The organism is Tautonia rosea, assembly GCF_012958305.1.
Taxonomy (GTDB): domain Bacteria; phylum Planctomycetota; class Planctomycetia; order Isosphaerales; family Isosphaeraceae; genus Tautonia; species Tautonia rosea.
Genome location: NZ_JABBYO010000029.1, coordinates 1 through 20255 on the forward strand (window position 1 = coordinate 1; position 20255 = coordinate 20255).

13 protein-coding genes, 1 tRNA gene and 1 pseudogene are annotated in these 20255 nt (G+C 62.6%); 8 read left to right on the forward strand and 7 right to left on the reverse strand.

What is annotated here, in order from left to right; genetic code table 11:
- Positions 1–119 precede the first annotated feature (119 nt).
- The gene (locus HG800_RS26140; RefSeq protein WP_169981197.1) at positions 120–1076 is read right to left on the reverse strand and encodes an ISAs1 family transposase; all 957 of its coding nucleotides are present in this window, start codon (positions 1074–1076) and stop codon (positions 120–122) included.
- Positions 1077–1429: 353 nt separating this feature from the next.
- On the reverse strand, positions 1430–7129 hold the full coding sequence (locus HG800_RS26145) for a choice-of-anchor L domain-containing protein (protein ID WP_169981199.1): 5700 nt from the start codon (positions 7127–7129) through the stop codon (positions 1430–1432).
- 368 nt (positions 7130–7497) lie between these two features.
- Between HG800_RS26145 and HG800_RS26150 the strand changes: the two genes are divergently transcribed.
- Positions 7498–9672, forward strand: a complete 2175-nt coding sequence (locus HG800_RS26150; RefSeq protein ID WP_169981201.1) for a cache domain-containing protein — start codon at positions 7498–7500, stop codon at positions 9670–9672.
- A 1-nt stretch (position 9673) separates the two neighbouring features.
- Here the strand turns inward: HG800_RS26150 and HG800_RS28565 are convergent.
- Together HG800_RS28565 and HG800_RS26160 are read right to left on the reverse strand one after the other, a co-directional pair.
- Positions 9674–9797: pseudogene (locus HG800_RS28565) on the reverse strand (DUF1328 domain-containing protein); the annotation flags it as partial.
- A 1115-nt stretch (positions 9798–10912) separates the two neighbouring features.
- Positions 10913–10988 (reverse strand) — tRNA-Lys (locus tag HG800_RS26160).
- A 460-nt stretch (positions 10989–11448) separates the two neighbouring features.
- Between HG800_RS26160 and HG800_RS26165 the strand changes: the two genes are divergently transcribed.
- The 3 genes from HG800_RS26165 to HG800_RS26175 are packed head-to-tail and all read left to right on the forward strand — an operon-like array spanning position 11449 to position 12844.
- The gene (locus HG800_RS26165; RefSeq protein ID WP_169981203.1) at positions 11449–11805 is read left to right on the forward strand and encodes a hypothetical protein; all 357 of its coding nucleotides are present in this window, start codon (positions 11449–11451) and stop codon (positions 11803–11805) included.
- Positions 11802–12380: a type II TA system antitoxin MqsA family protein gene (locus tag HG800_RS26170; protein ID WP_169981206.1), complete on the forward strand. Its 579-nt coding sequence runs from the start codon at positions 11802–11804 to the stop codon at positions 12378–12380. The genes HG800_RS26165 and HG800_RS26170 overlap by 4 nt, the downstream gene beginning before the upstream one ends.
- Entirely contained in the window at positions 12380–12844 is a 465-nt protein-coding gene (locus HG800_RS26175; protein ID WP_169981208.1) for a hypothetical protein, read from the forward strand. Before HG800_RS26170 ends, HG800_RS26175 begins: the two co-directional genes overlap by 1 nt.
- A gap of 168 nt (positions 12845–13012) precedes the next feature.
- Here HG800_RS26175 and HG800_RS26180 read toward each other — a convergent pair whose 3' ends face one another.
- A complete protein-coding gene (locus tag HG800_RS26180) occupies positions 13013–13291 on the reverse strand; it encodes a hypothetical protein (RefSeq protein ID WP_169981210.1) in 279 nt (92 codons plus the stop codon).
- 175 nt (positions 13292–13466) lie between these two features.
- Between HG800_RS26180 and HG800_RS26185 the strand changes: the two genes are divergently transcribed.
- On the forward strand, positions 13467–13670 hold the full coding sequence (locus tag HG800_RS26185) for a hypothetical protein (protein WP_169981212.1): 204 nt from the start codon (positions 13467–13469) through the stop codon (positions 13668–13670).
- Between the two features lie 112 nt (positions 13671–13782).
- Entirely contained in the window at positions 13783–17280 is a 3498-nt protein-coding gene (locus tag HG800_RS26190) for a class I SAM-dependent DNA methyltransferase (RefSeq protein ID WP_169981214.1), read from the forward strand.
- A 36-nt stretch (positions 17281–17316) separates the two neighbouring features.
- Here HG800_RS26190 and HG800_RS26195 read toward each other — a convergent pair whose 3' ends face one another.
- Positions 17317–17835, reverse strand: a complete 519-nt coding sequence (locus HG800_RS26195; protein ID WP_169981216.1) for a hypothetical protein — start codon at positions 17833–17835, stop codon at positions 17317–17319.
- Positions 17832–18362 carry a Panacea domain-containing protein gene (locus HG800_RS26200; protein ID WP_169981218.1) on the reverse strand — a complete coding sequence of 177 codons (531 nt, stop codon included), beginning with the start codon at positions 18360–18362 and terminating at the stop codon, positions 17832–17834. Before HG800_RS26200 ends, HG800_RS26195 begins: the two co-directional genes overlap by 4 nt.
- A 304-nt stretch (positions 18363–18666) precedes the next feature.
- Here HG800_RS26200 and HG800_RS26205 point away from each other — a divergent pair, with 304 nt between their 5' ends.
- The gene (locus tag HG800_RS26205) at positions 18667–18990 is read left to right on the forward strand and encodes a hypothetical protein (RefSeq protein WP_169981220.1); all 324 of its coding nucleotides are present in this window, start codon (positions 18667–18669) and stop codon (positions 18988–18990) included.
- Between the two features lie 226 nt (positions 18991–19216).
- Positions 19217–20182: a hypothetical protein gene (locus tag HG800_RS26210; RefSeq protein WP_169981222.1), complete on the forward strand. Its 966-nt coding sequence runs from the start codon at positions 19217–19219 to the stop codon at positions 20180–20182.
- Positions 20183–20255: the final 73 nt, after the last annotated feature.

A 20255-nucleotide genomic window follows, 5' to 3' on the forward strand; every position in this document is an offset into this window, starting at 1 on the left:
GCCGCTTGGTCTTCAGACTGTCCTTGGAGGATGACTCCTGCTTCAAGAGGCTGATCGCCAACCGCCGCAACACGCCCAGGTTTGCGCCGCTGTTGCCCGCATGGTGACGACTCTCATCCTCATGGAACACCACATCCAGGACCCAGTGTAGCGAGTTCTCGATCCCCCAGGCCCCTGATCGCATCCAGGTACTCCTGGGCCGTCCCCGCGAAGCTCCCGATGAAATAGCGGCACTCGATGCCCTCGGCCACCCGGACCGTCAGCACCATGCAGATCGCCGTCAGCCCCTTCCACAGGCCTGCATCACGCAACCCCTCGGGGCGGGCGATCACGTGGCATTCCCGCATCTCCTGACGACCTCGGTTGCACTCCTCGGTCCGCGACACGCTCCAGGCCAGGCCCGCGAAATCCGTCTCCAACGCCTCGGTGAAGCAACCGTCGATGTCCTCGTACAGATGGGGATGGTTCTCCTTGACGGCCAGGATGTAGTCCCCGCCGCCGGTGACGATCTGCGCGGCGATCTCCTTCTGGCAGCCCATCGCATCGATGGTGACCAACGCCCCGTTGAGGTCGAGCACCTCCAGCAACTTCGGGATCGCCGTGATCTCGTTGGACTTCTCGTCCACGACGACCTGGCCGAGGGTCACGTGGTTGGCCCCGGCCCAGGCGCTGACCAGGTGCAGCGGCGTCAGGGCCGCCCCCTGCCGCCCCCTGCGCCGTGCCGTCTTGCCGTCGATCGGGATGGCCCGTCGGGTCCCCACGCCTGCGTCGGCCAACGCGGCGACCCAGTCGGCAAAGCTCCGCTGGAAGGCCGCGGGATCGAGCAGGCAGAAGACGCGTCGGAAGGTGTCGTGCGAGGGAATGCCGCTGGTCAGGCGGAAATGCCTGGCCAGCCAATCCCGCTTGGCGTGGCCATAGCGCTCGACGGCCGGCCAGGACTCGGCGCCGGAGATCACCGCACAGAGTGCGATGCCGATGATGTCCAGCAGTTCGTGCCGCCGCGTGCGTTCGACGCGTGGGTCATCCAACTCGGCGAAGTGATGAGCCAGGGAGACGGGAGTTGTGGGAGTTGCCATGAGCGGCATCCAGAGGGATCGGTTCATCGTGGAAAACGACGGAACCCACGATACGAACTGGAACGGGGTGAGGACCATCACGCCTACTCCGCACGACCACAACTCAACCCCCCCACATCACCTATCCTGATGCGTGGACCCTGGACTCCCTTCCACGTCCCGGCCGGGTTCAAGGCGAGGCTGACCACACGATGCTGATCCTTCGTTTGGAGGAGCGGGGCCGGGGAGCGTTCCCAGGTCTCCTCCGGGGCAGGTTGCTATCGCTCGAACCGTCATTCAATCCGTTCGGGCAGCAAGCGACATTCGCTCGCGAATCGGTTGTGCCTCCAATCGGGTTGGAGGCACAACCTTGATCAACCGGTTCGTCGATCCGTTTCCGCAAGACCTGCGAGCGCCAGGTCGAGCACCTCAAGCCGATTGGCACGTTGAGCTGCAGTCGTGAATCGCCCCACGTCCGTACCCGAGGCGAGGAGCCGGGTCGGCAAGGGGGCGAGGACCGGGACGACAGAGGAGGCCACCACGGTCATGCTCGACGGGCCGAATGTCTCCTCCCGGATCGCACCGCCAGACGATGGGCGGATTTGCCATCGCGAGCTGGCCCGGTCGAAGACGGTGAGGTCGGCGAGGCCGTCGCCGTCGTAGTCGCCCGGGGCGGCGAGTTCACCGGCGCTGCCGAGAACGATCGCCTGAGCCGGACGACTGATGAACCACTCGGCCGCACCGAAGACCAGGTCGCTCTGGGGGCGATAGGTCGCGATGTCGGCCAGACAGTCACCGTCGTAGTCCAGGGGTACGGCAAGGTCCGCACCGCCAGGGGCACCGAAGGCGACTCGGTAGCCGGCCATCGGTTTGCTCGACGGACGGATGAACCACTCGGCCGCACCGGGGGTCAGGTCGCTGGAGGGGCGGAAGGTGGCGATGTCCGCCTCGCCGTCCCCGTCGTAATCGGCCGGTGCCGGCAGATCGGCGAAGTTGGGCGCGCCGAACTCAATACGGGTTGCCCCGGCGGTCGATTGGAGCAGGAACCACTGCGCGCCGATCCCGTCCCCTTCAGGATCAAAGTTGGCCAGGTCAAGGGCCGTGGCGGTGGGGCGGAAGGTGGCGATGTCGGTTATCCCGTCGCCGTCGTAATCGGCCGGCGCGGGAAGGTCGATGCCGCTGGGGGCGCCGAAGAGGACCTCGCGGGTCTGATTGGTGGAGGACTGAAGAATCGACCAGCCGGCAGCGTCAGGACTGCCGTCGCCGTTCAGATCGACGTTGGGCCGGAAGACAGCCGGGTCGGCGATCCGGTCGCCGTCGAAATCACCGACGACCGGGATGTCCCCCTCGCCTCCGAGCATCACCACGCGGCTGCCGCCGGTGGAGAGCAAAATATCGAACCGGCCTCTGCCGGCCACGGGGTCGTAGGAGTAGAGGGCCAGGTCCTCCGCGCCGTCGCCGTCGTAATCAGCCCCAATCCGGCTGCACAGCACAGTGACATCCACCGAGGCCGAGTCGTTGGTCGGATCGGTGTCCTGCTCGGTGCCTGACACGACAACCGTATTGGTCGTCGATCCGGCGGCCGTCGGGCGAACGAGGAGGGTGATGGTCGTCGAGTCGCCGGAGGCCATCGAGCCCAGGTTGATGCTGACAACCCCGCCAGATTCCGACGCCGAACCCTCGGATGCAGAAACGAAGACCATCCCAGGCGGGAGCATGTCCTGGAGGAGAATGTTAGTCGCATCACTCGGACCCGCATTTGAAACGATGACGGTATAAGTCAACGATTCCCCTACGCGGATCGGGCCGGCGGCGGCGGACTTGGTCACCGACAGGTCGACGGCGGGGGTGATCGAGGACGTGTCGGTGGCCGAGTTATTGGAAGGATCGGTCTCGGTCTCGTCGAGCGCCGCACTGACCGTCGCCGTGTTCGAGAGCGTCCCTCGAGCCGAGGCAGCAAGGAGGCCCGTGACGGTGAAGGTCAGGGTGCCGCCCGGGTTAAGGAGGAATAGCTCGTCGATGTGGCCGGTTCCGCTCCCGGGGCTGGTCACACGGGCGGCACCGGTCCCGCCCGAGATCACCGTATAGCCCGGGTTCTGCAAATCGGCCGGGAGCAGGTCGACGAGCCTCCCATTGACGGTGGAACTGGGCCCCGTGTTGGAAACAACGATGGTGTAGGAAACCATCGTGCCGGGCACCGCCGAGACCTGGCCGTCGGTCTTCGTCACAGCCAGCTCGACCTGCGGCGTCAGGTCGACCGAGTCGGTCGCAGAGTTGTTGCCGAGGTCAGGGTCGGTCACCGAGGTGTCGGCGATGGCCGTCACCGTGTTGGCCAGGCTGCCTCGGGCGGCCGGATTCACGGTCCCCACAGCGATGTAGGTAACCGTCGCGCCGGACGGCAGGTCTATCAGCTCGTCGATCAGCCCAGTCCCGGAGGCGGGACCGCTGGCGCCTCCGGTATAGATCGCTGTCCAGGTGATGCCCCCCAGGTCAACCGGGAGGCGATCGACGATGCGGGTGTCCGGCGCGTTGCTCGGCCCGGTGTTGGACACGGTGATCGTGTAGCTCAGACCATCGACAACTCCCGGCACGACCGTCGCCTGGTTGTGGGTGTTGGTGACGATCAGTTCCGCCTGCGGGGTCAGCGTTGTCAAGTCGTCAGCGCGGTTGTTCGACAGGTCGGGGTCAGGGACCTCGCCCGCGCCCACCGATCGCAGTGAGGCGGACAGTTCCAGCACCCCGGTGGCGGACGGTGCGATTGTGCCGACGACCGTGTAGGTGAGCGTGCTTCCCACGGGCAGGTCGACGGTCGAAAGCAACGCACCGCTGCCGTTGGGCGTACCGGTGGCCCCGCCGGTCATGCTGGTCAGCAACCAGGTCACGCCGGTAAAGCTGATGGGGAAGGGCATGACCAGGCTGGCGCCGGTCACGTCGCTGGGGCCGGTATTGGTCAGGGAGACTGTATAGGTGTTCTGTTCGCCTGGGACGGCAGTCGTCTTGCCATCAGTGATCTGCACGGCCAGGTCGCCGATCCGGATCGCCGGGACAGTAACGGTGTCGAGATTGTTCGACGCGTTCAGCTCGGTAAAGCCCAAGCCGGGTTGGATGAGGGCCGAGTTGGAGATGCCGGTAGCGTCGTTGGCAAGCGTCCCGGTGGCGGTATAGGTCACGCTCCCCCCCGGGGGGACGGTGACCAACTCGTCAATGTCGCCCGAACCGGAGGCGTTGGCAACCGAGGCTCCGCCGGCCACGACGGCCGTCCAGGTCATACCGCTCAGTTCGGTGGGGAAGATGTCCTGGAATCGGGCGTCGGTAGCGGTGCTCGGGCCGAAGTTGACAACCTGCATGACGTAGGTGACCGTCGAGCCGGCCACGGGCGGCGCGGGGATCGACTTCAAGACCGCCAGGTCGACGTGTGGGTCGACGGTGCCCGCGACGATCAGGTCGTTGTTCGACGCCACCGGATCGGTCACGCCGGTCGCGGCGGCCACGTTGCCGGTGATCGTCACCGGCGAGGTCGCCCCCGGGTCTACGTCGGCACCGACAGTGTAGGTCACGCTCGCTCCGGCGGGCAGGTCGATCGACTCCATGATGTTCCCGGACCCGCTGGTCGTCCCCATGCCCCCGCCGCTGAACACGGCCGTCCAGTTCGCGTTCAGGAAGTCCGAGGGGATCGCATGATTCACGGTCGAGCCGGGAGCGTTACTCGGCCCGGTGTTGCTGACGGTGAACTGGTAGAGCACCGGGTCGCCGGGGGTAACGACCAGCGAGGTGGCCGAGGTCGTTATCTCCAGGTCCGCAACAGCCTGGATCGTCGAGGTTTCGGTGGCCGAGTTGTTGGAGAGGTCCGGGTCGGTCGTGCCCATCGGGGCGGCGACGGTGGCCGTGTTGCTCAGGGTGCCCGTGGCCGAGGGGTCGAGCGTCCCGCTGACGAGGTAGTAGATGGCGCCGCCGCCGGGGATCGTGACCGTGTCCGACAGCGTCTGCCCGCCGAGCGGGCCGGTCGTCAGGGCCCAGCTAGCCCCGGCCGAGCCGATGATGCCTTTGATTGTCAGCCCGGAGAGGTCCGTCGGGAAGGTATCGGTCACCGTCGCCCCGGTGATGTCGGCTGGGCCGTCGTTGAGCAGGGCAATCGTGTAGGTAACGGCGGTGCCGGCGGTCACCACGGTCAGGTGGTCCGTCTGGGTGATCCGGAGGTCGCTGACCCGGGTGATGGTATTGGAGTCGGTGTCGCTGTTGTTCGAGGGGTTGGGGTCGACCACGCCGGCGGGGAGCGCGACGCTCGCGGTATTGACGAGGGTGCTACCCACGACGGCCGTCTGGCTGACCGTTCCCGTGACGGTGTAGGTGACGCTCCCCCCGCTGGGGAGGTTGACCGCCTGGTTGATGTTGCCGGTCCCCGAGGTCGTGCCGGTGGCCCCGCCTCCGAAGGCGGCTATCCACGAGACGTTCCCCAGATCGGCGGGAAAGGTGTCGGTGACCCGGGCCCCGGTGACGTTGCTCGGCCCGGGGTTGGCGACGATGACGGTGTAGGTCAGTGTCTCGCCGACCGAGGCCGTCGTCTGGCCGTCAGTCTTGGTGACCAGGAGGTCTGCGCTGGGGACGATCGTGGTGGAGTCGGTAGCGGAGTTGTTCGACGTGTCCGGGTCTCGGGAAGTGCTGGTGGTCAGGAAGTTCGTGCTGCCCCTGCTCTCCACCGTGCCGGCCGCACCGGTGGCCACCGTGCCGGTAACGGTGTAGGTGATCAGGCCCCCGCTGGGGATGAGAGGAATCTCCTGGACGATGTTGCCGGAACCGCTCGCGGCCGGTAAGGAGATCCCGGCCGTCGCGACTGCGGTCCAGGTCACTCCGGTTAAGGATGGGGAGAAGTCACCGCCCACGAGGACCCGATCTGCCGGGCTGGGTCCGGCATTATTGACGATCATCGTATAGGAAACCTGGGCGCCGTTGGTGGTCTCCGTCTGGCCGTCCGTGATGCTGAGCTGGAGGTCGGCTTCGGGGGGGCGGACCGTCAGGCTGTAGAAGATGACGTCCGAGGCTCCCGTCGGGTTCCGGATCTCGACGGCGAAGGTGGAGGCCCCCGCGATGGTGGGCGTGCCGGTGAGCAGCCCGGTCAGCGGGTCCAGCGTCAGGCCGGCAGGCAACGTGCCGCTGGTAACCATGAAGCTGTTGGCCATCGGCACGTTGGTCGAGGAGAGCTGCTGGCTGTAGGGCGTATCCACCACCACGCTGGGCAGGGTCGCCGAGGTCGTAAAGCTATTCGCCTTGATGAACACCGAGGAGTCCATCGAGGTGTCGCCCTTGTCAGCAATGACGAACTTGAAGCGGTAGTCGTGCCCCGGGGTGAGAGTAGCACCGGCCGTCAGGACGGTCGTCATGCCGTCGTACTGGGTGTCGATCGTATTGCTGGCCGAACCGAAATTATTCGATCGATAGAAGCTGGTGTTCTGGTTCTGGTTGACGGTGCCGATCGAGACGGGAGTCGTACCGCCCGGCAGCAGGGCGACATTTCTGAAGCCGCCCCCAGCGGTCAGGTCCTGCAGGAGGAATGCAAATGCGTCCGCGTAGTTGATGTATTCCTCGTACTCCTCCGAGGCGACGACGTATTCCACCTGGAGCCGGCTACCCACGGCAGTGAACTCGAACTGGAGGCTGGAGGCGTCCTGATACGTGTTTGGGATCGCCGCGGCCAGGTCGGCATCTCCAGCCGTACCGAACGGAGTCGATATTCCCGCGGAGCTGTTCGGGCCCTCGGCCTTCTTCGCGGCGCCGGAGCTGAGGATGATCCCCGAGGCGATGCCGACGTTGTTCGCCGCGTCGGTCCCGCCCGAGAACGTCCCGGTGGAGGGGCCTGTCGAAGTGGAGCCCAGGGTCCCGTTGCTGACCAGCACCACGTTCCTCGCCGTGACGTCGGCGCCAAGGATCGTCTGGATCAGGGTGTTGGCGTCCTGCGTCGGCGTGACCGTCAAGGACAGGATGACGCGCTCTTCGAGCCGTTCGATAGCCGATCGGAACCGATGACGAGCCGGTGCGGATGGCTTGCGGGGTCGAAATCGAGGGGTGCAATTTGACATCGGAACTGCCTCGCGGAGGACGTGATTCGGAAGCGGATCGATCGGTGCAATCTGAAAGGCGGGTTGTCTCAGCAACGAGGAACTGGATTCGTAGTCGTTTCGCGTGATAATCTCCGAACACAACCAATGCGATCTGAACAATGAGGAGCGAGCCACGCAGACCGGATCTGAAGTGTCGCTGAGAGGCTACGTATTCTTTGAGATAAGTTAAGCGGCTCAGTTCGGCTGATGTGCAAGTTAAACGTCATTATGTCGCCTTGTTGAGGGACTTGGCAACTGGAAAGATGAGGTGTTTCGGGAAAATGGCGAAGGGGTTCAAGTGGTGCCACGTTCCTCTGTTCGAGCCGGAACGCACCGAGGGGTGATTGATGAATGGCTCTTTGATCCCAAACGCCTCCAGGATTGCGGCCGTGATCGCGGCCCTGGTGGGAATCGTGCTGATTGCCCAGGTCGTGGCGTTGTCTGGCTTTGCCCAGGCGCAACGGGCCGAAGCCGTCACTGAGGGGGAAGCGCGGGTGGAATTGATCCAGCTCGGCCTTGAGCTGGTCATGAACGTGGTCGTGGGCCGCGCGACCGAGGTCGCCGAAGAGCTGGCTCGGGGGTCGATCGACCGCGAGGTGCTGCTCGATCGCATTCGGGAGGTCAGCGAGTCGGAGCCGTACTTGCTGGGGATGACCGTCGCCTTCAAGCCCTCCGAGGCGACCGGTGGACGGCTCGACGCCCCGTTCTACGATCGGCCGCTCGGCCGCTTCCTCCAGATCGAGGACATCTACGACTACACCAGCCCCGATACGAAGGAGGCCGCCCGCTGGTACCGTGAGCCTCTGGAGCGCGGCGAGGCGATGTGGGTCTCGGGCTTCGGCGAGGCTGCCGATGAGCCCTACGTCGGCTACAGCATCCCCGTCTACTCGGAGGGGGACGACGATCGTGTAAAAGGGCGTCCGATCGGCGTCGTGAACCTGGCCGTCTCGTTGCACGAGCTCAACGACCTGTTTAACCGGCGATACGTCGGTCGAAGGGGAGGCGGCGCACTGATCGACGAGCGGGGCCGACTCTTGGCCTTTCCGGTCTTCGACCATGTCCGCGAGGGAAAGCCCTACGCCGAAGTCGTGGCCGAGTCGGGCAGCCGTGATCTGGTGGTCGTGCAGCGGCTGATGCAGGGCGGGGGCTCGGGGGTCAGGCGATGCCGCGACAGCTCGGTCCTCCCGGGACGGCAGCCAGGGTGGGTCTTCTACCGGCCCGTGCCCGGGACCGGCTGGTCGATGGCCGTCGCGATGTTCGAGGCCGACCTCATCGACGGTCGAGACCAGTGGCGACGGCGTTCCATCGGGGTGCTGCTCAATGTCGTCCTGCTCATGGGACTGGGTCTGGCCTGGTCGCTGACGTCGGGCCGGACAGACACGCTCAGGCTCTGGACAATCTCGACCACTGCCGCCCTCGTCTTGACCGTGGCCATCGGCCTGGTCTGGGCGCTCTCCTATCGCTACGGGGATCCTCCCCAGCGGCGAGGAGTCGCTGTCGAACGCGTCTCGATCAAGGACGTTGAGGGGCTCACCGAGTTCCTGGATGAGCACCGCGATCGGATGGCCGATCGCCACAGGGATGACGCCAGGGTCATCCCCACCTGGCTGTTTCTCCGGTCGATCGTCTTCGAAGACGCCCACGCGATCCGTGTTGGTGGCATGATCTGGCAACGCTATCCCGCAGAAGACCGTGAGCAGCTGACCCGCGGTGTCATCTTCCCGAACCTGGATCCGGACGCCGAGTCCTTCGAGCTGATCGAACGCTATCGCCGCCCCTTGGAGCAGGGGGGAGAGCTTGTCGCTTTCGCCTTCCGGGCCACGGTACGGGGATCGTTCGACTATCGGGCCTATCCCTTTGACCGCCAGTCGCTGCCAATCCAGCTCGCCCACCCCGAGGCCGATCGCAACGTCGTGCTTGCCCCCGATCTGGAACGCTATCCCTATTTGCAGCGAGGCGCCGGACCGGGCCTGAACCGGCCGTTGGAAGTCCCAGGCTGGGCGGTCGAGGGAAGCGGCTTTTCCTATACGATCAACACCTACAATGTCGAGTGGTCCCCAAATGACGAGGCCAGCAATGCCCGGGTTCCAGTTCTCCAGTTCGAGATCCTGCTGCACCGCAGGTTCCCCACTCCCTTCATCTCGCACATCGTGCCGATCCTGATCGTCGCGGTGCTGCTGCACGGGGTGCTCATCAGCTCCAGCTTCAACGAGCGGCAGCGCAGCAGCTCTGGCTTCAGTGCCTTCGGCGTGCTGGAGACCTGCGGAGCCTTCTTCTTCGCCATCGCTCTGATGCACATCGACCTCCGACGCGGTCTGGATCTCGACGTGATCACCTATATGGAGATGATCTACCTGATCGCCTATCTCATCCTCCTGCTCGTCGTGCTCGATGCCCTGGTCTTCACCACGAGCGACGCAGTCCCGTGGATCGAGTACCGCGACAACCTTCTGGCCAAGCTTCTCTTCTGGCCAACGCTCCTCGGCCTCGTCCTGGCGGCGACGGTTTGGACGTTCTATTGATGAGGACCAGGAAAACGAAGAACAGGATCTTGGCAATACCCCCCTTCGCCCGACGGAACACCACCGAACCCGAAGACTGCTGCCCCAATCGCGACGACGAGGAAAATCAGAGCGTATCGAAGCATGGCAACGCTCTCGAGTTCAGAGTGATGCCTCTGGCCGGGCCGCCCCCGCTGAGTCGTCGGCCGTGGTTGGGCCTATCGATGGGCTCGGCCCTCCGCACAGAGGAGCCCGGCCTCACCATCTCCAGCTCGCGACCACCGACAACACCCAGGCAACGTCTCTCAAGGATCACGTCTCTATTTGGTTCAGACCTGTTGAACAAGCTGGATGGACTCGGCGTCCTCCATGGCCTTAAGGGTGATCGCCCTCGTTCCGACACTTCTCTCTTGGGGGGGTGGTGCCCAAAGTTAGCATCAGTTTAAGAAAAAAAACGAAGGTCCCTGGTGACTCGTGTTTCTTTAGGAATGTCGACTAGAGTTTGGGACGAGGGGGAACTCCAAGCAGTCCAAGCGACCCGGACGCTGCCCATGTGCAGCTCATGTCCCCCTGCTTCCGGATGCCGGGGGTGGCCTTTGTTTCTGCACGGATCAACTGCTCGAAGGACTCACATGACCTACCGCACCAGAGTGCCTACGGCGCCACTCGTTCCGGAAGCGTTCCCCGACCGACAGCTTCACAACAGGAACGGGAATCAACCAATCACGCGCAACACAAGGCCAAGTGCCTTCCGCTCTGAAGTGCTTTGTTACGCCGTCGGTCGCCGAAGATCGCAAGCAGGGTCTCACGCTCCCTTCGGATTCCTTCCCGACCAGGGGCCATTGGGAACGGATCCTCGCCGATGAGATCGACGATCGGAGATGCGTAAAAGTCCAAAGACGACCTCGACAGGTGCGAGACCTGACGGAATCGGCTCGCTTCACTGGTCGAATGGCCTTCGGAATCCGGCCCGACGACAGGGGCCGATCCGCGAGTTGATCACCGTCGAGGCCCGCACGTGAGCAGGTTTCTCTTGCCGCTCAAGGCCTCATCTCTGTGGATATCCAGGACCTGCTTTCCACCCCGCAGCAGCCACTCGTCCTTGATGGGAATGGGTGCGACTTCGGCACCCCGTCTCCCGCAATCTCAGCAACAAGCCCCGGCTCCCTCGGGCGGGGAAACCGGGCCGGATGTGTCGTAACGCCTTGTCAGGTAACGCCTATCACTCGCCGTCACCCGTGATCACTTGGGCTGTTCAAAGTGCCTCCCGAAGGACTCGAACCTTCAACCCGCTGATTAAGAGTCAGTCGATCGTATCTGCTAAAGGCCAAGCAGGCAGTAGTTTACGGCTAGCACCCGCTCCGCTTGCCCACCATTTGCCCACCGACACCGATTTCCCTTGCGATCTGGCCGAGATCGCTGTCGTTTGGTCGGAACTGCCCGATGCGGTGAAAGCAGGCATCTTGGCAATCGTTCGCAGTTGGTCGGCCGAGTAGGCAGTAATACAGCTAAAGGGTTGAAATGACAGTCTCGGAGAGGGGTTTAGCAGCAAGACCACCTCTCGTTTAACCATCAGTTGCCCACCAAAACCGATCTCTCTTCCGCCCTGGCGAAGAAGGATAGAGCCCTGGAATTTTAACGCAACAAGAAATCTCATTTGGTTTTAGGGCGATGTATTCCATTTTCTTCGGACCTGACGTTACATGGGCTGGTAAGATCCGGAAGGCTATAAGATGTCACCAGCGGCGCGAACTTGACGTTAGTCAAGTTGTGTCGTATGTTTCAAAGAGGCTCCTGATGGAAGACCCCGAGGAGCATGGATTGGTCCATAAGGCGTTGACCAGCGGTCTGAGCAATTGCGTCGAGTGGAAGAGCGGAGTCGGTCGGCATAATGTGCTTCGCGATCTCGATGGCTTCACCGCAAAGCACGTCAAAGACTTATTGCTCGATTACGTGCGCAACGGTGGCACGATCAAGCAGGTAGTCGAAGATCGTCCGGGATACTGCGACCAGTATCGCTTCTACTATAAGGCGATCATCCCTCATGATGAGTTTCGGCATGGCATTTTCGTTGAAATAATCCTTGTCGATGATGATCCGGAAGTCCCCATGGTGTCGCTCGTCAGCGCCCATCCCCAGAGGCCAGGAAGATGATGGCACCTAGAAAGTGCAGTGGTTGCCGCGAGCGCGCCGTCAGGCCGGAGGTGCTCGACGTTTATCGTGCTGAAATCGAGCACGACGGCAGGAAGTACACAGTCGAGGTGCCCTGTCTCGCCGTGCTGAAGTGCCAGGCTTGCGGAGAGTTGGTCCTGGATGATGACGCGGACGAGCGGGTGATCGATGCCCTCCGCGAGGCCGCCGGCCTGCTCAAACCGGCCGAAATTCGGCTTCACCGCAAAGAGCTAAAATTGACTCAGGAACAACTCGCCGGCCTTCTGAGCATCGCTGAGTCGACGCTCTCACGGTGGGAGACTGGGACGCAGATCCAGCAGCGGAGTATGGACCGGATGCTCAGGGCATTCTTTGAAGTCCCCGAGCTGCGGAAGTTCTTCGGCGCGCCGGAACATACATGGCGAGGTGAGGCCGAGATCGTGTATCAGGATGAGTTCCAGCTGACTCGGTCGGAACACATGGGATTCTGGTCCGCCGCGAAGCAGCCCGTTGTGCACTGCTTGCCGGAACGGACGGTGAAGGTTAGCGCGACCGGTCAAGAGGGGATGGCCGCGTGATGTCGGAAGAACAGGTTCCTGTCTCGGTTCCATCTACCGATCCGTTCGCACTGGCCATCCCTGTCTCCCGGCAGGTTCAGATCCGTAATATCATCCTCTCTGAGAGTGCCAGCCGTCGAACTAGCAAAGCAGCAGCTATTCTTGATGACTTCAGTCCCACTATCCAGATTGCCCAGGTTCATCATGTGGCAGACCGAGAGGCCAAGAGCCTGATCGTCGTCGTCCCCCTCAAGCTCATCGTCGAGGAGGACGGTGACAAGCCGATCGAGCACGTTCGCATCTCAGCAACGTTCATCCTCTTCTACAGAGTTGATTCGTACGAGGGAATTGAGGAGGAGAACCTAGAAGCTTTTGCATCCATGAATGGCGTTTTCAACGCTTGGCCGTACTGGAGGGAATACGTCCAGTCCATGGCGGTGAGGATGGGACTTCCGCCGATCGTGGTCCCTGTCCACCGGATCTGACTCCAGTCCGCTTCTCCTGACCATCAACCTACGCTCGCCCTGGCCGGCTTAGGGGAGCAGACCGGGGCGAGGTCGTATTCGGATTGTGGACACATGTCGGGGTATCTGCCGAATCGATCCGTCACTTTGCCGGGGACCGGCCTCGGGCACCGGCCCCCAAAGGATCGATCAGAGGTAGTTCGGGGACTCGACCCGCCGTTCAGCCTCCGCTGCCGCCGCCAACCGATCGGCCTCGGCGTCGGAGAGCGTCCAACGCTCATCGGTCCAATCTGGCCACGAGGCCCACGGTTCGGCGTGCTCGGCCAGTTGGGAGGCGTACCATTCGGCGTCGGCGGCCGAGTAGCCGACCCGAGGGAGGGGGTTGCCGAAGGCGTCGGTCGGGCGATCGAGCCCGAGGCCGAAGCGGGTGGACTTGACGCGGCGGGTGCTGTCGAAAAGGATCGTCATGGGTGGGGCTCCTGTTCAGCCTTGCCCTCGGGGGGTCGGGTGAGTACCAGTCACCCGGCCCCCTCTCGTTTTCGGGCTTGCCCTTTGCTCGCCCGACATGAAAGAGTATAATTCATGTGTACCCGCAAAGTCAATATCGGTGTACCCATAAAATCAGAAAATGAGGGACCGATCCATGACGGACGCCACGCGTACCCGAGGCCGACCGCCGTCCGAGCGGAAGCGGACGGGCCAGGTCAAGATCCGGTGTTTCGAGGAATGGGCGGACTGGCTCCGATCGGCCTCCGATCAGACCGGCCAGGATGCGGCGGAGATCATCGCGGAAGCCGTCGCCGCATGGGCGAAGCGGAAGAAGCTGCCCGCGCCGCCGGAGCGGTGAACCGACGCCCGGATCGGGACCGATCCGCCCCGAGCGGCCCAAGCCGGATTGAATGCTTGCACCTCCGTTCAGTGGCGGTTATCGTCGCCCTCTTGATCCGCATTGAGACGGGATGAGGGGCGATGAGGCGATGGAAGGCGCGACGCTGGCTCCGACCGACTTCGAAGACTTCGTGACACGCTGGGAGGCATCGGGCGCCGCCGAACGGGCGAACTACCAACTGTTCCTCTCGGAGCTGTGCGACGTGCTCGGGGTGCCCCGGCCCGAGCCGACGAGGCCGGACGACTCGGAGAACGCCTACGTCTTCGAACGCGCCGTCACGTTCCAGAACGGCGACGGCTCGACCAGTACCGGGCGGATCGACCTGTACAAGCGGGATTGCTTCATCCTGGAAGCGAAGCAAGGCAGCGAGAAGCCGACCGAGGCCGACCCCGCCGCCCTGGCGTTGGCGATGCCGAAGAAGGCCCGGAAGAAGGGGACGGCCGTCCGGGGCACGGCCAAGTGGGACGAGGCGATGCTGGCCGCCAAGGGGCAGGCCGAACAGTACGTCCGCGCCCTGCCCGCCTCCGAGCCGAATCCGCCGTTCCTCGTCGTGGTCGACGTGGGGCACTCGATCGAGCTATTCGCCGACTTCACCCGGCAAGGCCGGACCTACGTCCCGTTCCCCGACGCCCAATCGCACCGGCTCCGGCTCCGAGACCTGGCCAGGCCCGACGCCCTCGACCGGCTCCGGCTCGTCTGGAGCGACCCCCAGGCGCTCGACCCCACCCGACGCGCCGCCAAGGTCACGCGCGAAGTGGCCGGGGAACTGGCCAGCCTGGCGAAGTCGCTCGAAGCCTCGGGGCACGCGCCCGAGGCCGTCGCCCATTTCCTCATGCGCTGCCTGTTCACGTTCTTCGCCGAGGACGTGGGATTGCTCCCCGAGGGGTGTTTCACCGACACCCTGCGCGACCTGAAAGCGAAAGGCGAGGCCCGCCTGTTCCCCGAGATGGTCCGTTCCCTCTGGGAGACGATGAAGACCGGCGGCTTCTCCCCGGTGATCCGCTCGAACGTCTATCGCTTCAATGGGGGCCTGTACGAGAACGCCGACGCCCTCCCCCTGACCGACGACCAGCTCGATTTGCTCATCCGGGCCGGTTCCTGCAACTGGCGCGAGGTCGAGCCGGCCATCTTCGGCACGCTCCTGGAACGGGCCTTGAACCCGATCGAGCGGCACAAGCTCGGCGCCCACTACACGCCCCGCGCCTACGTCGAACGCCTCGTGATGCCGACGATCATCGAGCCGCTGCGCGAGCAGTGGGACGCGGTGAAGGCCGCCGCCGTGACCTTGACCAACGAGGACGCCCCCGACGAGGCCCGCGCCGAGGTCCGCGCCTTCCTCGACACGCTCTGCCAGACGACCGTGCTCGACCCCGCGTGCGGGACCGGGAATTTCCTCTACGTCACCCTGGAACACATGAAGCGCCTTGAGGGGGAGGTCCGCGACGTGCTCCACGCCCTCGGCGACGAGCAGGCCGTCTTCGAGGGCTACGGGATGACCGTCGACCCCCACCAGTTCAAGGGGATCGAGATCAACCCCCGCGCCGCCGCTATCGCCGACCTCGTGCTCTGGATCGGCTACCTGCAATGGCACCTCCGCACCCTCTCCGGCAAGACGGTGGCCGAGCCGATCATCCGGGACTACCAGAACATCGAATGCCGCGATGCCGTGCTCGCCTACGATCGCGTCGAGCCGGTCACGGACGATCAGGGGAACCCCGTCACCCGCTGGGATGGCCGCACCACCCGGCCCCACCCGGTCACGGGCGAACCCGTCCCCGACGAGTCGGCCCGCGTCCCCGTGCTCCGCTACGTCAACCCCCGCAAGGCCGAATGGCCCGAGGCGAATTACGTGGTGGGGAACCCGCCCTTTGTCGGAAATAAGCGTATGAGACTTGTTCTCGGTGACGGCTACGTTGAAGCCCTTCGGCAATGCTGGGCTGATGTTGCCGAAACCGTTGACTTTGTGATGTATTGGTGGGAAAAGGCTAGCAAGTTAACACAAGACGGCAAGGCATCACGCTTCGGTTTTATTACAACAAACTCGATTGTTCAGTCATTTAACAGAAAGCCAGTCCAAGCAGCTTTAGATAACGGACTATCTTTGATATTCGCCGTGGCCGATCACCCTTGGGTCGATAGTCATGACGGCGCAGACGTTCGTATCGCGATGACTGTCTGCGCCGCAGGAACGTTGCCAGGCACAATACTTGAAACTGTCCCTACGCATGACGAAGATAATGCCAAGGTTTTCCGGGTCCAAATCGGCACCATCACCTCAGCATTAACAGTCGGCGTCGATTTGTCCTGCGTCATCTCTTTAAGGTCAAACGCAGGCTTATCATGTCCAGGCGTTCAATTGTCCGGCCAAGGGTTCGTGTTAGGGCCGGAAATTGCCGACACATTTAGCGAGGTGACAGTTAGAAATCTTATCAGACCCTATCTAACCGGACGTGATCTTACTCAGACCCCTCGCCGTCAATATGTCCTCGACACTATCAATCTCGCTGAAGACGAACTGAGAAAAGAATATCCAGATGCATACCAGTGGCTATTTGACCGCGTTCGGCCGGAAAGGTTGCATAATCCTCGTCCCAAGTATGCCCGGGAATGGTGGTTGCATTCTGAGCCTCGTGCTCGGTTCCGGAAATCATTGGAGTCTTTGAAACGATTCGTCGTCACGTCACGAACAGCGAGGCATCGGACTTTTCAATTTCTCGATTCGATTTGTCTTCCAGAAACCAAGGTTCTTGTATTCGCTTTTGGAGATGCTTTATTCCTTGGTATCCTATCAAGCAGGATTCATACTGTCTTTGCCAATGCGACAGGAGGTTGGCTAGGGGTTGGGAATGACTCAACCTACAATCACTCGTCTTGCTTTGATCCATTCCCGTTTCCAGTCTGCGAGGATCACTCCTCGAAGCGAATCCGCGAACTGAGCGAAGAACTTGACGCCCACCGCAAGCGCCAGCAGGCCGCCCATCCCGACCTGACCCTCACCGGCATGTACAACGTCCTGGCCAAGCTCCGCTCCGGCGAACCGCTGACGGAGAAGGACCGGGCGATCCACGAACGCGGCCTGGTGTCGGTCCTGAGACAGATCCACGACGACCTCGACGCCGCCGTCTTCGACGCCTACGGCTGGCCCCACGACCTGGCCGACGAGGACATCCTCCGCCGCCTCGTCGACCTGAACCGCGAACGGGCCGCCGAGGAAGCCGATGGCCTCGTCCGCTGGCTCCGCCCCGACTTCCAGGCCCCCGACGCCGCCAAGCCCAAACCCGCCACCCAGGCCCGGCTCGGCCTCACCCCCGACGACGAGCCCGAGCCCGCCAAGCCCGCCCCCGGCCGCGCCCCCAAGGCCGCCAAGCTCCCCTGGCCCAAGACCCTCCCCGAACAGGTCAAGGCCGTCCGCTCCGCCCTCTCCTCCCACCCCTCCGGCATCTCCCCCGACCCCCTCGCCCGCACCTTCCTCCGCGCCCGCGCCGACCGCGTCCAGGAACTCCTCGACGCCCTCGTCTCCCTCGGCCAGGCCCGCGAACTCGAAGGGGGCCGCTACGTCGCGTCGTAGGCTAACGACAGATCTAGAGAATCACGGAATGAAAAATCAGAGATTTCTGAGCACAACACCTAATTCAATAAACGCTGGAAGGATTACTAGCGCGCATCCCGTAGCAAACAGAAAGACTGATGCGTTGTGGTGTCCGTATTCGTCGACTTTGGAATACGCTCCCAGGGCAACCCCTCCGAGCGCCATGCAAAACGTGCAACTTCCTGCAATCCATCTCCAAAATCGTTTTGATGTTCTCAGTTCGATGCATCCATTTTCGATCAAACGAAGCCTTTCAACTTCTGCCCTCTCTCTGTCGCACCTTTCAAGAAAGTTATCTCTTTCAAGCACCAGCCGAGTATTGGTTTGCTTGAGATCATCGATATGAATGTTCGTGATATAATTTGCTCTGGGTGCCGCCGACAACTTCGCAAGTTCGATGAGTTTCTGATGTTCTGCATCCTCAACCCCTTGTGAAGTGAGGTCATCGGCGGCATCGGGCACCGAATCGGCCGCTTTTGTTGCAAGTTCCTTCAGATCCGGGATATCTATAGGAAAATCGTCCGACTGCGTCATACGGTCGCCTTTCCGATGGCTTCCCTGAAATGCTCCCGGATCAGATCAATCGGGATGTCCGTATTCCTCGGGATGCGGCCTTTATGCTTCAGACAGACGATTTGCCATGGTGATCCTGCCGCATGAGTCATGTTAGAGAGCTTCTCGGCAGAGTATTGGCCGTAGGCACTCCACACACGATCAAGCAAACCCCGAACGTATGCCTCGCTAGGACCTGCATCGGCCGGAGGAAGTTCCGGAGTTACAATACGAATTCCCCCCCGCTTCCCCTGAAAATCAAACTCCGTTGCGAACCGATCGATTGGGGCTTTGCCGAAATCCTTGAATTCGTGAAACAAAGAATCAACAACCGGGCCATAAGGCCAAGCCTCAATCTGCTCATCAATAAGTGGACGGCCGGTCAAACCCAAGTGCCAGCCATGAGCGTAATAGACGAGCTTTTGAAGCTTCATGGGGGACACAGAGATTTCATTCTCGAACGATTTGCCAAGGAAGTAGTTGGCAATCGTTTTCGCGCTATATGACATTGCGATCACCCTCCTACTTCGATAGTGAGACTGTAGCGGTGTACAAAATCTCCGTCATCTATGGTACTTTCGTATTCGGCATCTGTGCCACGAAATTTTCATGTTAAATATTCGCTTTTGTCGGCTGTTGCCTTTCCTAACCTTCCTAGATTTTCCAGGCTCAATCATGCCCCAAGCTGGAAATCGATAAGATAATTGGGTCCTTCCCGGACCGATTTCCGGGTGACTCCAAGGGGAACAGTCACGGGGTACAAGAGACTTACTTTTTGAATGAAATTACCCAGCTTAACAGGGGGTTGGGGCGATGAGGACGAGGCGTGATGAATCCCGGTATCGGGGGCTCTTGGAGCGGTCGCTCGCCGAACAATGGTGGAGGGCACGTCCGGACAAACTCATTCGCGGCCTGTGGGAACGGTTGAACCAGACGCAGAAGGCCGAATTCCTGGCCTGGGTCTGGAGCGACTCGCCGCAACCGGCATTGGAACCGGAAGAGGCCAAACGCGCCGAAGAGGACATTCAGCGCAGGGCCTCTCAGGTCATCTGGGACGAAGCGCAGGCCGCCCGGAAGGCGTCGCCGGAGTGGCAACGGATCAACGTTCCGGTTGAGCGGCCCTTATCTCGTTCCTGACGCGGCTCGCTTCCTTCCGACTTCGCGAGGTTTGCGAGAGGCCGGGGCCAGCCCCCTTTGCCCCATCGCACGCGATCCCCTGGGAAGGTTGACAAGTTTCCAGTTAGAATGACTGGCATCGGGTAGCCGCCGGGTTGCAAACCGGGTGGCTCGATGCGGCCGGTCGGGATGGTGTTGCACTCACCGCCAGTCCCGGCCGGCCGGCCCGGTGTGGTGAGTGCATCTCATGTCCGAGACAGACGCCCCCGTCGGCGATCCCCTGGAACAGGGGATCGGTCATCTCCTGCGAACCGTCCCCGAGACATGGGCGGAGTTCGATCCGGATTCGCTGAGCGAGTCGGAAGAACAAGCCCTCATGCTTCTCACGGCCGCCGGGATGATCGGCCGACGCGTCACGTTCCGGCTCCAGATGTTCGGGCACTCCGAGGCCGTGGAAGCGACAATCAGCCTGACCGGGGAATATGGCCTCGTCGAGGCGATGGATTCCCTGTCGTCCGGCATGTGGGACGTTTGGCGCGACATCTTCGAGCGGCGGAAGGCCGGCGATCAGAAGGACGAACCCGCGTTCCATTGCGAGCGCGTCGGCAAAGAACAGTGGCGATTGACCGATCAAGGCGTCCTGGCCCGGAGCGACTTGGACGAAGGCGAAGAATCGCGCGTGTTCGACTTCGTGTTGCGTCGGGGATTCTTCAACGGGCAACCCCGATTGATGCCCGATGGTCGTCTCAGCCAACGCCTCCCCGTGGCCGGCAAGGGCAAGCTGGAACGGATGCGCCGGGTGAAGCCTGAGACTGACACGGCCGGGGTGAGCATCACGAATTGGGACGCCGGCGCCCATGCCTTCGCATCGGCCTTCGAAGCATTCCTCAAGGCGAAGGCTCCGGAAGTATCGGCGAACCCGGCACCCGATCCCATCCCCCCGGGGACCGACCCGACGCCCGAGGCCGCCCCACAGGGGGCCAGGAAACCTCGAACGAGGCACCGCCCCCGGAATCAAGGAAAAGCCGATCAGTGCGTCGGGGTCTACCTCGGATACCTTGAGCGCAATGAGTGCCCGCCTGGCCCAACCGAGATCGCCGCCGAAGTGGGTTGCTCGGTTGCAACCGCAAGTCGGGCGATCCAGCGATGGGAAGAGAAACGAAAAGCGATGGCCCGGGACGAGGCGCGGGGGCGATACCGCGATCAAGCATGACGTTGCGTAACGTTACGCAACCTTGATTTCCAAGCGGCGCAAGGGCTTGCGACAAAATCGGCCGGATGTTGTG

Excerpts from the sequence above, each read along its gene's own strand:
- HG800_RS26140 (WP_169981197.1), bottom strand. The coding sequence starts at position 1,076 with ATGGCAACTCCCACAACTCCCGTCTCCCTGGCTCATCACTTCGCCGAG.
- HG800_RS26145 (WP_169981199.1), bottom strand. The coding sequence starts at position 7,129 with ATGTCAAATTGCACCCCTCGATTTCGACCCCGCAAGCCATCCGCACCG.
- HG800_RS26150 (WP_169981201.1), top strand. The coding sequence starts at position 7,498 with ATGAATGGCTCTTTGATCCCAAACGCCTCCAGGATTGCGGCCGTGATC.
- HG800_RS26165 (WP_169981203.1), top strand. The coding sequence starts at position 11,449 with ATGGAAGACCCCGAGGAGCATGGATTGGTCCATAAGGCGTTGACCAGC.
- HG800_RS26170 (WP_169981206.1), top strand. The coding sequence starts at position 11,802 with ATGATGGCACCTAGAAAGTGCAGTGGTTGCCGCGAGCGCGCCGTCAGG.
- HG800_RS26175 (WP_169981208.1), top strand. The coding sequence starts at position 12,380 with ATGTCGGAAGAACAGGTTCCTGTCTCGGTTCCATCTACCGATCCGTTC.
- HG800_RS26180 (WP_169981210.1), bottom strand. The coding sequence starts at position 13,291 with ATGACGATCCTTTTCGACAGCACCCGCCGCGTCAAGTCCACCCGCTTC.
- HG800_RS26185 (WP_169981212.1), top strand. The coding sequence starts at position 13,467 with ATGACGGACGCCACGCGTACCCGAGGCCGACCGCCGTCCGAGCGGAAG.
- HG800_RS26190 (WP_169981214.1), top strand. The coding sequence starts at position 13,783 with ATGAGGGGCGATGAGGCGATGGAAGGCGCGACGCTGGCTCCGACCGAC.
- HG800_RS26195 (WP_169981216.1), bottom strand. The coding sequence starts at position 17,835 with ATGACGCAGTCGGACGATTTTCCTATAGATATCCCGGATCTGAAGGAA.
- HG800_RS26200 (WP_169981218.1), bottom strand. The coding sequence starts at position 18,362 with ATGTCATATAGCGCGAAAACGATTGCCAACTACTTCCTTGGCAAATCG.
- HG800_RS26205 (WP_169981220.1), top strand. The coding sequence starts at position 18,667 with ATGAGGACGAGGCGTGATGAATCCCGGTATCGGGGGCTCTTGGAGCGG.
- HG800_RS26210 (WP_169981222.1), top strand. The coding sequence starts at position 19,217 with ATGTCCGAGACAGACGCCCCCGTCGGCGATCCCCTGGAACAGGGGATC.